The sequence below is a fragment of the Klebsiella sp. GFKo11 genome, from assembly GCF_056490265.1.
The window spans coordinates 5,314,852-5,327,189 of the sequence record NZ_CM151369.1; the positions used below are offsets into that span (position 1 = coordinate 5,314,852).

Genomic DNA, 12,338 nt, shown 5'->3' on the forward strand with positions numbered 1-12,338 from the left:
TAAAAACAAATTAATGCTCACAAGGATAGTCACTTTTGTTTAGCCCCGGCTTATCGCAACGCAAAAAAAAGCGCCTCCGGTGTCAACCACCGGAGGCGCAGTTACTGGCAGATTACATTACTTTTTAATCTGCGCGTGCATTTCCTGCACCGACGTCACTTTCTCAATCGCGTTGGCATTCAGCGCCATCGCCGTGGCGAAGCCGCCGTTCAGCGTGGTGTCGTAATGCACTTTGTACTGCAACGCGCTGCGGCGAATCAGCTTGGAGTCGGCAATCGCCTGACGACCCTCAGTGGTGTTGATGATGTAAGTATATTCGCCATTCTTGATACGGTCCTGAATGTGCGGACGACCTTCATGCACCTTGTTCACCAGGCGCGGATTGATGCCGGCTTCACCCAGCACAATCGCGGTACCGTGGGTGGCATCCAGCTCGAAGCCGAACTTCAGCAGTTTTGCCGCCAGGTCCACCACGCGCTCTTTGTCGCCTTCGCGTACGGAGAGCAGCGCGCGGCCCGATTTCTTCATCGTCGAGCTACTGCCCAGTTGCGCTTTAGCGAACGCTTCCGCGAAGGTGCGGCCCACGCCCATCACTTCACCGGTGGAGCGCATTTCAGGCCCCAACAGTGGGTCTACGCCCGGGAACTTGTTGAACGGCAGCACCACTTCTTTCACCGAGTAGTATGGCGGGATGACTTCTTTGGTCACGCCCTGCTGCGCCAGCGTCTGGCCTGCCATCACGCGCGCCGCGACTTTTGCCAGCGCAACGCCGGTGGCTTTCGAGACGAACGGTACGGTACGCGCTGCACGCGGGTTGACTTCAATCAGGTAGACTTCGTTGTTTTTAACCGCAAACTGCACGTTCATCAGGCCGCGTACCTGCAATTCGAAGGCCAGCTTCTGCACCTGCTCGCGCATCACGTCCTGAATTTCCTGGCTCAGCGTGTAGGCTGGCAGGGAACACGCGGAGTCACCAGAGTGGACGCCTGCCTGTTCGATGTGCTCCATGATGCCGCCAATCAGCACCATTTCGCCGTCGCAGATAGCATCCACATCGACTTCTACCGCATCATCAAGGAAGCGGTCCAGCAGCACCGGCGCATCATTAGAGACGCTGACGGCGGTCTGGAAGTAGCGACGCAGGTCAACTTCGTCATAGACGATTTCCATTGCCCGACCACCGAGCACGTAGGACGGACGCACCACCAGCGGGTAGCCAATCTCTTTCGCTTTTTCGACAGCCATTTCGATGGCGGTTACGGTGGCGTTTGCCGGTTGCTTCAGCTTCAGACGGTCAACCGCCTGCTGGAAACGCTCACGGTCTTCTGCACGGTCAATCGCATCCGGGCTGGTGCCGATAATCGGTACGCCTGCCGCTTCCAGCGCGCGCGCCAGCTTCAGCGGAGTCTGGCCGCCATACTGCACGATAACGCCTTTCGGCTTCTCGATGCGCACGATTTCCAGCACGTCTTCCAGGGTGACCGGCTCAAAGTACAGGCGGTCGGAGGTGTCGTAATCGGTCGAAACGGTTTCCGGGTTACAGTTGACCATAATGGTCTCGTAACCGTCTTCGCGCAGCGCCAGCGAGGCGTGAACGCAGCAGTAGTCAAATTCGATACCCTGACCGATACGGTTCGGGCCGCCGCCGAGGACCATGATTTTGTCGCGGTCAACGGACGGGTTCGCCTCGCACTCATCTTCATAAGTGGAGTACATATAAGCGGTGTCGGTGGCAAATTCCGCCGCGCAGGTATCTACGCGCTTGTAGACCGGGTGCAGGTCGAACTGGTCGCGCAGCTTGCGGATTTCCGCTTCGCGCACGCCCGAAAGCGCGGCCAGACGCGCATCGGCAAAACCTTTACGCTTGAGCTGACGCAGGAAGTCAGCGTCAAGGCCGGTAATACCGACTTCAGTCACTTTCTCTTCCAGACGAACCAGCTCTTCAATCTGCACCAGGAACCAGCGGTCGATATTGGTCAGGTTGAACACGCCGTCAACGGACAGACCAGCGCGGAAGGCATCAGCGATATACCAGATACGCTCGGCACCGGCATCTTTCAGCTCGCGGCGAATCCTGGTCAGCGCTTCCGGGTCATCCAGGCTCACTTTCGGATCGAAACCGGTCGCGCCCACTTCCAGGCCGCGCAGCGCTTTCTGTAAGGATTCCTGCTGAGTGCGGCCAATCGCCATCACTTCACCGACCGATTTCATCTGGGTGGTCAAGCGGTCGTTCGCGCCGACGAATTTCTCGAAGTTAAAGCGTGGGATTTTGGTCACAACGTAGTCGATGGACGGCTCAAACGACGCCGGAGTACGGCCGCCGGTGATGTCGTTCATCAGCTCATCAAGGGTGTAACCTACCGCCAGTTTCGCCGCCACTTTAGCAATCGGGAAGCCGGTGGCTTTCGAGGCCAGGGCCGAGGAGCGGGAGACGCGCGGGTTCATTTCGATAACGATCAGGCGACCGTCTTTCGGGTTGACCGAGAACTGAACGTTGGAACCGCCAGTTTCTACACCAATTTCACGCAGTACCGCCATCGATGCATTACGCATGATTTGGTACTCTTTATCGGTCAGGGTCTGCGCCGGGGCGACGGTGATGGAGTCACCGGTATGGATGCCCATCGCGTCGAAGTTTTCGATAGAGCAGACGATGATGCAGTTGTCGTTTTTATCACGCACCACTTCCATCTCGTACTCTTTCCAGCCAATCAGCGACTCATCAATCAGCAGCTCTTTCGTTGGGGAAAGATCCAGCCCGCGTTCGCAAATCTCTTCAAACTCTTCACGGTTGTAAGCGATACCGCCGCCGGTGCCGCCCATGGTGAAAGATGGGCGAATGATGCACGGATAGCCGACGTCAGCGGCAACCGCCAGCGCTTCTTCCATAGTGTGAGCGATGCCGGAGCGCGCGGTGTCGAGGCCGATTTTCTTCATCGCCACGTCGAAACGGCGGCGGTCTTCGGCTTTATCAATCGCGTCAGCAGTGGCGCCAATCATGGTGACGCCAAACTCTTCGAGTACGCCCTGACGTTCCAGTTCCAGCGCACAGTTCAGCGCAGTCTGGCCGCCCATGGTCGGCAGAACCGCATCCGGGCGCTCTTTTTCGATAATTTTGCGTACCACTTCCCAGTGAATCGGCTCGATATAAGTCGCATCGGCCATTTCCGGGTCGGTCATGATGGTCGCCGGGTTGGAGTTCACCAGAATGACGCGATAACCCTCTTCGCGCAGCGCTTTACACGCCTGCGCGCCGGAGTAGTCAAATTCACAAGCCTGGCCGATAACGATCGGGCCAGCGCCAAGAATCAGGATGCTTTTTATATCTGTACGTTTTGGCATTTTGTTTGCTCCTGATTATTTTGCTGAAGAACGGTAGTGCTTAATCAATTCGATAAAGTGGTCGAACAGCGGCGCGGCATCGTGCGGACCCGGGCTCGCCTCCGGGTGTCCCTGGAAGCTGAACGCTGGTTTATCGGTACGATGAATCCCCTGCAGGGTGCCGTCGAACAGCGACTTGTGGGTCACGCGCAGGGTAGCAGGCATCGAGGCTTCATCCACCGCAAAACCGTGGTTCTGCGCGGTAATCATCACCACGTTGTTATCAATATCTTTAACCGGGTGGTTACCACCATGGTGACCAAACTTCATCTTGATGGTCTTCGCTCCGCTCGCCAGCGCCAACAGCTGATGGCCAAGGCAGATGCCGAATACCGGAATCTCGGTTTCGAGGAACTTCTCAATCGCTTCGATGGCGTAGTCGCACGGAGCCGGGTCACCGGGGCCGTTAGACAGGAAGATGCCGTCCGGATTCATCTTCAGCACGTCTTCAGCGGAGGTCTTCGCCGGCACTACCGTCAGACGGCAGCCGCGGTCGACCAGCATGCGCAGAATGTTGCGTTTCGCGCCGAAATCATAGGCCACAACGTGGAACGGCAGGTCGTTTTCTGCTTTGGCTTCCGGCAGGTCGCCCGCCAGAGTCCAGCTACCTTGCGTCCAGCTGTAGGTTTCTGCGGTAGTCACTTCCTTCGCCAGATCCATCCCGTTCAGGCCCGGGAACGCTTTCGCTTTTTCCAGCGCCAGCTGCGCATCCGGGCTGTCGCCCGCAATAATGCAGCCGTTCTGCGCGCCTTTCTCACGCAGCAGACGGGTCAGCTTACGAGTATCGATATCGGCGATCGCCACGATGTTATGGCGCTTCAGGTAAGAAGAGAGGTCTTCGGTATTGCGGAAGTTGCTGGCAATCAGCGGCAGGTCGCGAATGACCAGGCCCTGCGCATGTACCTGAGAAGATTCTTCATCAGCGGCGTTAGTGCCGACGTTGCCGATATGGGGATAAGTCAGAGTGACGATTTGGCGGGAATAGGAAGGATCAGTGAGGATTTCTTGATAACCGGTCATTGAAGTATTGAAAACGACTTCCCCAACCGCCGTGCCGGTAGCCCCAATGGCCCGACCGTGAAACTGGGTTCCGTCTTCCAGAACCAATAGCGCTGACTTAATCAAAACACCCTCCAGAGAATATCCACTCACTTTATTTGCATATTAATTCATAATGCAGATCTGAATCAATGCAAATCTGTTGCCCGCAGAATTTTGGCAAACGGCGGCATTCTGGAGAGATGGCGGGTAAAAGTCAACTTAAAGCGGATATTTTTAATCTTATTTCAGGCCACTGTTCAGCAATACCAGCCTTAGCTGGTAAAAAGATCAACTAACTAGCCAGGGAAAACGCTTGCGGGGCCGGATTATTGTAAAATCATTGAGCGGAGAACAAAAAAGTAGACCAGATGGTCAAAATTTACAATAAAACAACAATAAATACAAAGATAACATAATCTTTTGAAGACTTGATGATAAAAATATAAAAAAATCGGAAAAATAAAAAGGGCAATAAAATATTGCCCTTTGCAATCAATTACATATTGAATGCAATAACCACATCACGATGGGTAATAATCGTTATAAAGAGTTCAGTTCAAGCACGTCACGCATATCAAAAAGACCGTTTTTCTTACCTTTCAACCATAATGCTGAGCGAACTGCACCATTTGCAAAAGTCATCCGGCTGGAGGCCTTATGGCTGATTTCGATACGTTCGCCGATATCGGCAAACATCGCTGTATGCTCACCGACGATATCTCCGGCGCGTACGGTGGCAAAACCGATCGTGCCCGGCTCGCGTTCACCGGTGTAACCTTCGCGACTGTAGACCGCACAGTCCTTCAGATCTTTATCCAGAGCACCGGCAATCGCCTCGCCCATCGCTAACGCCGTACCCGATGGGGCATCGACTTTGTGGCGATGGTGCGCTTCGATAATTTCGATATCGGTGTAGTCGCCCATCACCTTCGCCGCTTTCTCCAGCAGCTTTAACATCACGTTGACGCCGACGCTAAAGTTAGCGGCGAATACAATGGCGATTTCCTGCGAAGCATCGCGAATCGCCTGCTTCCCGGCATCATCAAAGCCGGTGGTGCCGATCACCATCCCTTTACCGTGTTGACGGCAAAAAGCGAGGTGGTTCAGCGTGCCTTCCGGGCGGGTAAAATCGATGAACACGTCGAAATCATCTTTTACCGCCTCAAGGCTGCTTTGCACCACAACGCCTGACTTACCCACGCCCGCCAGCTCGCCCGCATCGCTGCCGAGCAGTGAGGAGCCTTCACGTTCCAGAGCCGCGCCAAGCGCCGCGCCGTCCATTTGCTGTACCGCCTGGATTAACTGGCGTCCCATCCGGCCGCCCGCGCCCGCGATGGCCACGCGGATTTGTGCATCATGCATAGCTATTCTCTTTTGTTAACACTACGTAAATTGTTTTCAGAGTAACCAGCCCGTCGATGAGCCGCTACTCAAAAACACCGATAATTAGAAATTTATGACAAACTGCCGCCGATATCAGTAAAAACTATACGATTGTGCCGGGAATTTGGCGTTGAGTAGTGAGAAGGGGTACGCATGTGGATTCAGGAACCCCGGTTCGGCCATTTGCAGGCCAATCCGGGGTCAGCTATTGATGAAAAGCCGAACAATTAATGCAGGAACAGCTCTCCTGGAGGGAAGCCATACAGGAACCAGGTGACCGCCAGCAGATCGGCGCTGCCGCCGGGGCTGAGATGGCGAACAATCAGTTCATCGTCCAGCTGACGTAACGCTTCCAGCCCACCGTCGGCCAGCACTCCGCCTTCCCACAGCAGCTTTTGCGCCTGCTGCTGAACAAAGTTGAGTCCTTCCAGCCCGCCGCGTGAAACCAGGTTGGTATCGTCATTCCATGCCATCAGATGCAGCAAGGTCTGTAATAACGCCAGATTGGTATCGCCGGTATCCGCCATCACGCGATTAAATACCGGCATAGCCTGAGTGCGCACGGTACGAAAGCCGCTTTCCGCTTCACCCCGGGCACCAGACAGCCCGTAGCGCAGGAAATGCGCCTCGCCTTTGCTCACCTTCTTCCCTTCCGAGGGGGAAAGCTCGCGCCCAACCACGCCGCGACAGAATCGGGCAACCTGATCGCAAACCCGGTGCTGTTCAACCGGCTCCCCTCGGGCAACCAGCCTTCCTGCCGCCGCGCTGAGCAGGCCAAAAGCGAAGATCGCCCCGCGATGGGTATTCACCCCCCCGGTGACCTCCAGCATATCCGTCTCGCAGGCCATGCCCACTGGACGCAGCATCATCAGCACCTGTTCCGGTGTGATATTGGCCGTATCGTGACCCATAATGAAAAACTTCTCCATCCACGGGGCGACAACCGCCGTACTGGCTTCAAATGACGCTAGGTCCATATCCTGATGCGCGCCGGTGTTACGGATATCCACCAGACCCGGTTTTGGCGTCAGGCGAACTTCCGTCAGCAGCGCCCGCTCCACGCGAGAAACGATATCCTCCGCCGCGACCGTTTGACGACTCAACTGGCGATGCTGGCTCATGATCACTTCGCTCATGCCTTCTCTCCTCGATGCGTTTAGCTGGCGGTTTTAACCTGATGAATCACGTCAATCACTGAACCATCGCGATAACGCACTACCGCCACCACCCGGTCGGTAAATTCGATCGACTCAGGTTTACCGGTCAGGAGCTCAGCGCGCTGTTGTAGCTCTTCAATCGTCATCAGCGGGATACCGGCGCTGCGCAGGTTATCGATCAGATCCTGACGCGCCGGATTCACGGCAATACCGTGGTCGGTCACCAGCACATCCACGCTGGCCCCCGGCGTGACGCGAGTTAGCACCTTCTCCACCACGCACGGAATACGCCCGCGCACCAGCGGCGCGGTGATAATGGTTAAATCAGCCCCTGCCGCCGTATCGCTATGGCCACCAGATGCCCCACGCAGCACGCCGTTGGAGCCGGTCATCACGTTGACGTTGAACCCGGTATCAATTTCCAGCGCGCTCAGCATCACCACGTTCAGGCGCTCGCAAGAGATGCCTTTAGAACTTGGGTTCGCGTACTGATTAGCAGAGATTTCGATATGGTTCGGGTTATTCGCTAGCGAACGCGCAGCATCGCCGTCGAAAGACTGGGTATCCAGCAGCGCTTTTATCAGGCCCTTTTCATGCAGATCGACCATCGTGCCGGTGATCCCGCCCAGACCAAAGCTGGCGGTGATCTCATTACGACGCATCTTATCTTCGAGGAAGCGGGTTACCGCCAGCGACGCGCCGCCGGTGCCGGTTTGCAAAGAGAAGCCGTCTTTGAAGTAGCCAGAATGTTCGATCACTTTGGCCGCCTGGCGAGCGATCAGTAGCTCGCGCGGGTTGCTGGTCAGGCGGATCGCCCCGGCGGTGATTTTCGCCGGATCGCCAACTTCCTCAACCTGCACGATCAGATCAACCTGATCCTGAGCGATACTGGCCGGGTAGTTCGGATAATCAACCCACTCTTCGGTCAGCAGCACCACGCATTTGGCCGCGTCAGCATCCACTTTGGCGTAGCCCAGTGAGCCGCAGCGAGATTTGCCGCTAAAGCCGTTGGCGTTGCCATACTCATCGCAGCACGGCACCCCAAGGAACGCCACGTCAATATTCAGTTCGCCGGTTTGCACTAAATGCGCACGGCCGCCGTGGGAGTGAATTTGTACCGGGTTTTCCATCAGGCCCGCAGAGATCTCTTCCCCGAGCTTACCGCGCAGGCCAGAGGTATAAATCTGGCGAACCACGCCGTTTCTAATATGCTCGATCAGCGGCCAGTGAGCGTCGATCAGCGAGCTTGAGGCTAACGTCAGATCGCGAAAGCCCATTTCAGCCAGCTTCGCCACCACCATATTGACCACCTTGTCGCCGCCGCGAAACGCGTGGTGGAAGGAGATGGTCATGCCGTTTTGCAGCCCGGAGCGGCGAATCGCCTCTTCCAGCGAGGCGCAAATTTTACGTTGGCGCTTTTCGCTTTCGCTGGCCAACCACGGGCTTTTCGCGGTCACGCCCGCATAGGGCTCTAACCCTTCCGGCACGACGTATTGTTGATTAAGCATTGCCACGATCTCTTTCATTATTTACCCCTTAATCACGAATGCCGGAAGCCGACAGCGCCACGACTTTGCGCGCATGATCGATAATCGGTCCATCTATCATCTTGCCGTTCAGCGATACCACGCCCAGGCCGCGCTCTTCCGCCTCTTCCGCCGCCGCGATAACTTCGCGCGCATGCTCGACATCTTTAAGCGTTGGGGCATAAACCTGATGCAGCAGCTCAATCTGGCGCGGGTTGACCAGCGATTTGCCGTTAAAGCCGAGGTTTTTCGCCAGATTCGCTTCCGCGAGGAAACCTTCTTCGTTGTTGATATCCGACCACACCACGTCATAGGCCGCGATCCCGGCAACGCGGGCGGCGTGCAGCACCGCGCAGCGAGCATAAAACAGCTCGGTGCCGTCGCCGCGGCAGGTGCCCATATCCATCACGTAGTCAAAGGCCGCCAGCGCAATGGCCGACAAACGCGGGCTGGAGCGGGCGATCTCGACCGCATTCACCACGCCAAGCGCTGATTCAATCGCCGCCATTAATTTGGTGCTGCCCACTTCCCGGCCACACTCGCGCTCAATGCGCTCAACGTGGGCTTCCAGCTCATGGATATCTTCTTTGCTATCGGTTTTCGGCAAACGGACCATATCCACGCCCGCGCGCACCACCGCTTCGAGGTCAGCAAGGCCAAACGGGGTATTGAGCGGATTAATACGCACCACGGTTTCGACATCCCGATACAGTGGATGCTGGAGCGCGTGATGCACCAGCAGGCGGGCGGTATCTTTTTCACGCAGTGAAACGGCGTCTTCGAGGTCAAACATCACCGCGTCTGCGCCGTAAACAAAAGAGGTGCTTAACATCGCGGCATTCGCGCCGGGAATAAACAGCATACTGCGACGAGGTTTCATAGCTGGCTCCATTGCAGTTGAGATTGTTTAGCTGCGCGCAGCGCCGCGGCCTGAACGCGAGCCTTCAGTACGCATTCGAGCGCACCTTTATCATCGACGACCACATTCGCCTGGGTGACGTCAAGCTGCGCCAACGTCTCTCTGACCACCCGCTCAATCGCGGCGCCAAACTGCTGCTTCACGACGCTGTCGATTTCAAGCTGGATACCCGGCTCATTAGCAGGCCCAATCCTGACCATCACATCGCTGGACTCCAGCGTGCCGGCCAGGGCGTCAATCATCATTTCCATAGAGGCAGATCCTTAGTTATGGAGGTAAAATCAGGCGGTTTGATGTTCGCTTTCCGCCAGATGCATCAGAAAAGAGAGCGTTCCCGGCGGAACCAGCGGCTCGATAGCCGACCAGCGGCGCTCTTTATAGAGCTTGCGCACTCGGGAAGCGGAGATCGGCCCGCCATCTTTCTCAACCCGATCCAGCTCAACCACTTGAATGGTCGGTGTAGCGCCGGGCGCTTCAAGCAGCTGCTGCATGCGCAGGTTGTAATGACGGGTTAATGAACACAGCGGCTCGCTGCCGACAAAACGGTGGGTTATCTGTAGCGCCGGGGCGAGATGTTCGCGGAAAAGCTGGAGATCGATCTGGCAGTGGCAGTCGTCGACCACGCCTTTGTCTTTCAGGAAATAGCCGGGGAATGTCGCCCGGGAGATCAGGTAAGCCGATCCCGGATGCAGGGTGACGTTTTCAATTCCCGCAATCCCTTGCTCAATCAGCATGACGCGCTCCTGATAGCTGAAAAATGACGCATCTTCCTTCACCACGAACAGATGCAGCCAGTCGCACTGGCGGGCGGCCTGCTCGACCAGCCATCGATGCCCCAGCGTAAAGGGATTGGCGTTCATCACGATGGCGCCAATTTTTTCCCCCGGCTGGCGATACATCGTGAGCTGGCGGCAATAACGGGCCAGACGTTCGCGGCTATTTTCCATCAAAACGGCCTGGTCTCCCGCGCGGGCGATAGGCCAGAATCCAGCGCAGGAAAAGAGCGCGGCGTTATACGGTTTGGTGAATAAAAACAGTTCGCTGCGGCCCAGTTCATACGCCTGAGTCATCAGTTCGGTCAGCAGCTTCAGGCTTAGCCCTTCCCCCTGTAGCGACGAGTCGACGGCAATACACTTCAGAACACATCCGGCAATTGCGCCACAGCCAACGATGCGCCGCTGATGTTCGGCGACAATCACGATTTCGCAATCTGCTTCCAGCGAGAGCTGATGTTCATGAAGGAAAAGATCGATAGCCTCCCGCCGACGGGGATCTTTCTGTACCGTGACGCGTTTTAATATCAAGTTCATTTTTTTAGCGCTTCATTGACCAAAAACGAACTGTATTTCGCCACCGTTCCCGTAGCGGTTCTTTTATTTAAATCACACTTTTTCCCGTACCTTAATTGGCTTTATGGTTTTTATGTTGTTAATTAATTCAGAAGAATAAAAACAATTAAATTAATTAAAAACACGACCGATCAGTGAAGATAATCACATATCAGCCCAGAGCATATTTATTATGATGCCGCCGTCTTATTATTGCTTTTTCCAACGGCATTATTCCTTTTTTTAACAGGGTGACGTCTTATGACTAACATGAGCCAGGCTCCGGCTGCGGAGAAAAAAGGCGTTAGCGATATACTGGGGTTTAAAATCTTCGGTATGCCGCTTCCGCTTTACGCGTTTGCATTAATTACACTACTCCTTTCACACTTTTATGACGCGCTACCCACTGATATCGTGGGTGGCTTCGCGATAATGTTTATTATTGGCGCTATCTTTGGTGAAATTGGTAAACGTCTGCCGATATTTAATAAATATATTGGTGGCGCACCGGTAATGATCTTCCTGGTAGCCGCGTATTTTGTTTATGCCGGTATTTTCACGCAGAGAGAAATCGACGCAATCACCAATGTGATGGATAAAAGTAACTTCCTGAACTTATTCATCGCAGTGTTGATTACCGGTGCTATTCTCGCGGTTAACCGTAAACTGTTGTTGAAATCCCTGCTGGGTTATATTCCAACTATCCTTATGGGGATCCTCGGCGCATCAATCTTTGGCATTGCTATCGGGCTGTGCTTCGGTATTTCCATCGATCGCATCATGATGCTGTATGTCCTGCCGATTATGGGCGGCGGTAACGGCGCAGGCGCGGTTCCGCTGTCTGAAATTTATCACTCCGTCACCGGTCGTTCTCGTGAAGAGTACTACTCAACCGCGATTGCTATTCTGACCATCGCCAACATCTTCGCCATCGTTTTCGCCGCACTCCTCGATATTATCGGCAAAAAATATACCTGGCTGAGCGGTGAAGGCGAGCTGGTACGTAAAGCTTCGTTCAAAGTCGAAGACGATGAAAAAGCGGGCGCGATTACCCATCGTGAAACGGCTGTCGGCCTGGTGCTCGCCACCACCTGCTTCCTGCTGGCCTACGTCATTGCCAAGAAAATTCTGCCAAGCATTGGCGGCGTGTCTATCCACTACTTCGCCTGGATGGTACTGATCGTCGCGGCGCTGAACGCCTCTGGTCTCTGCTCGCCGGAAATCAAAGCTGGTGCTAAACGTCTGTCTGACTTCTTCTCTAAGCAACTGCTGTGGGTGCTGATGGTCGGCGTCGGCGTGTGCTACACCGACCTGCAAGAGATCATCGACGCGATCACCTTCGCTAACGTGGTGATTGCCGCTGTCATCGTAGTGGGTGCCGTCGTCGGTGCCGCCGTCGGCGGCTGGCTGATTGGCTTCTTCCCGATTGAATCCGCAATTACCGCTGGCCTGTGTATGGCTAACCGCGGCGGTTCCGGTGACCTGGAAGTGCTCTCTGCCTGTAACCGTATGAATCTTATCTCCTATGCGCAAATCTCCTCCCGTTTGGGCGGCGGTATTGTGCTGGTCATCGCGAGCATCGTGTTCGGCATGATGATGTAAT

General features: G+C 55.3%; 9 protein-coding genes. 1 reads left to right on the plus strand and 8 read right to left on the minus strand.

Features of this window, described 5'->3' with window-relative positions; translation table 11 throughout:
- Positions 1 to 117: 117 nt before the first annotated feature.
- The 8 genes from carB to citC all read right to left on the minus strand — a co-directional run bounded on the left by carB (position 118) and on the right by citC (position 10,717).
- A complete protein-coding gene (gene carB, locus AC07P6_RS25520; protein WP_181483639.1) occupies positions 118 to 3,342 on the minus strand; it encodes a carbamoyl-phosphate synthase large subunit in 3,225 nt (1,074 codons plus the stop codon).
- Between the two features lie 15 nt (positions 3,343 to 3,357).
- Positions 3,358 to 4,506: a glutamine-hydrolyzing carbamoyl-phosphate synthase small subunit gene (gene carA, locus AC07P6_RS25525; RefSeq protein WP_478314974.1), complete on the minus strand. Its 1,149-nt coding sequence runs from the start codon at positions 4,504 to 4,506 to the stop codon at positions 3,358 to 3,360.
- Between the two features lie 456 nt (positions 4,507 to 4,962).
- Positions 4,963 to 5,784: a 4-hydroxy-tetrahydrodipicolinate reductase gene (gene dapB, locus AC07P6_RS25530; protein WP_304255904.1), complete on the minus strand. Its 822-nt coding sequence runs from the start codon at positions 5,782 to 5,784 to the stop codon at positions 4,963 to 4,965.
- A 248-nt stretch (positions 5,785 to 6,032) separates the two neighbouring features.
- Complete coding sequence (citG, locus tag AC07P6_RS25535; RefSeq protein WP_434664245.1) at positions 6,033 to 6,926, minus strand: triphosphoribosyl-dephospho-CoA synthase CitG; 894 nt, start codon at positions 6,924 to 6,926, stop codon at positions 6,033 to 6,035.
- A 35-nt stretch (positions 6,927 to 6,961) separates the two neighbouring features.
- Positions 6,962 to 8,488 carry a citrate lyase subunit alpha gene (gene citF / locus AC07P6_RS25540; RefSeq protein ID WP_478314975.1) on the minus strand — a complete coding sequence of 509 codons (1,527 nt, stop codon included), beginning with the start codon at positions 8,486 to 8,488 and terminating at the stop codon, positions 6,962 to 6,964.
- 10 nt (positions 8,489 to 8,498) lie between these two features.
- Complete coding sequence (citE, locus tag AC07P6_RS25545; protein WP_112215576.1) at positions 8,499 to 9,368, minus strand: citrate (pro-3S)-lyase subunit beta; 870 nt, start codon at positions 9,366 to 9,368, stop codon at positions 8,499 to 8,501.
- Positions 9,365 to 9,658 carry a citrate lyase acyl carrier protein gene (gene citD, locus AC07P6_RS25550; RefSeq protein ID WP_182236252.1) on the minus strand — a complete coding sequence of 98 codons (294 nt, stop codon included), beginning with the start codon at positions 9,656 to 9,658 and terminating at the stop codon, positions 9,365 to 9,367. The genes citE and citD overlap by 4 nt, the downstream gene beginning before the upstream one ends.
- Before the next feature lie 30 nt (positions 9,659 to 9,688).
- Complete coding sequence (citC, locus tag AC07P6_RS25555) at positions 9,689 to 10,717, minus strand: [citrate (pro-3S)-lyase] ligase (RefSeq protein WP_478314976.1); 1,029 nt, start codon at positions 10,715 to 10,717, stop codon at positions 9,689 to 9,691.
- Between the two features lie 279 nt (positions 10,718 to 10,996).
- Between citC and citS the strand changes: the two genes are divergently transcribed.
- A complete protein-coding gene (gene citS / locus AC07P6_RS25560; RefSeq protein ID WP_181483643.1) occupies positions 10,997 to 12,337 on the plus strand; it encodes a citrate/sodium symporter CitS in 1,341 nt (446 codons plus the stop codon).
- Position 12,338 lies beyond the last annotated feature (1 nt).

Coding starts and splice junctions, on each gene's coding strand:
- citF (WP_478314975.1), bottom strand. CDS start 8,488: ATGAAAGAGATCGTGGCAATGCTTAATCAACAATACGTCGTGCCGGAA.
- dapB (WP_304255904.1), bottom strand. CDS start 5,784: ATGCATGATGCACAAATCCGCGTGGCCATCGCGGGCGCGGGCGGCCGG.
- citS (WP_181483643.1), top strand. CDS start 10,997: ATGACTAACATGAGCCAGGCTCCGGCTGCGGAGAAAAAAGGCGTTAGC.
- citE (WP_112215576.1), bottom strand. CDS start 9,368: ATGAAACCTCGTCGCAGTATGCTGTTTATTCCCGGCGCGAATGCCGCG.
- citG (WP_434664245.1), bottom strand. CDS start 6,926: ATGAGCCAGCATCGCCAGTTGAGTCGTCAAACGGTCGCGGCGGAGGAT.
- citD (WP_182236252.1), bottom strand. CDS start 9,658: ATGGAAATGATGATTGACGCCCTGGCCGGCACGCTGGAGTCCAGCGAT.
- citC (WP_478314976.1), bottom strand. CDS start 10,717: ATGAACTTGATATTAAAACGCGTCACGGTACAGAAAGATCCCCGTCGG.
- carB (WP_181483639.1), bottom strand. CDS start 3,342: ATGCCAAAACGTACAGATATAAAAAGCATCCTGATTCTTGGCGCTGGC.